This is a genomic window from Prevotella sp. CAG:255, from assembly GCF_000431195.1.
Taxonomy (GTDB): Bacteria; Bacteroidota; Bacteroidia; order Bacteroidales; family Bacteroidaceae; genus Prevotella; species Prevotella rara.
Window position 1 is genome coordinate 1 of the sequence record NZ_HF986776.1, and the last position, 791, is coordinate 791.

Sequence of the window (791 nt, forward strand, 5' to 3'; positions counted from 1 at the left end):
ATGGCCGACCTTTGCCGCACGAAGAAGCAACGAGCCGCTACCGCAAGTCGGGTCATACACATTGCGAAGCCGCGCATGACCGATAGACACAATTTCAGCCAATATCTGACTAACCTCTTGCGGTGTATAGAACTCTCCGGCTTTCTTTCCGGCTCCAGCGGCAAACTGGCCAATCATATACTCGTAGGCATCGCCAAGGATGTCTATTTCTTCCGATGCCTCCACGCCAAACTTTATATCGTCCAATGCCAACAGTACATTGCTGACGAGCGTATTCTTGTCATCTGCCGTCTTGCCCAGTTTAGGCGAAGCAAGGTCAATATCAGAGAACAGACCACCAAAATCTTCCTCGCTGTCATGCCCCAATGTGCTATCCTCAATGCGCTTTAACGAGCGTTCAAGAATGGGCAATATGTTCTCTTTCTTCTTTATCCGGTCTATCACCGATGAGAAAAGGTAAGTCGGTTCGATGAAGTAGCCGACACCCTCCAAGCATTGCTTTTTCAGTTCCTCTTGCAGTTCGGCGGCATCCTCGTCCTCCATAGTCCACAATTCTTTGAAGGACACTTCATCATCCACCAAGGCATTGTTTGCGTATGCTTCTATCTTCTCCGAAAGGTATTTGTAGAAGATGAAGCCCAAAGTGAAATACATGAAATCGCTGGCCGACATATTTCCGCGCAACTTATTGGCCACTTCCCAAAGTTGGTCACGGAGTTTCTGTTGTAATTCTTCGCTCATATTCTAATCTAATTTTTCTATGTTATAACCCAATTCCGCAGACAAAGACA

1 protein-coding gene is annotated in these 791 nt (G+C 46.8%); it reads right to left on the reverse strand.

The features are described 5' to 3' along the window. A partial coding sequence (locus tag QVO66_RS02510) for an N-6 DNA methylase (protein ID WP_288172476.1) occupies positions 1 to 741 on the reverse strand: 741 nt, incomplete at its 3' end. Between the last annotated feature and the right edge of the window lie 50 nt (positions 742 to 791).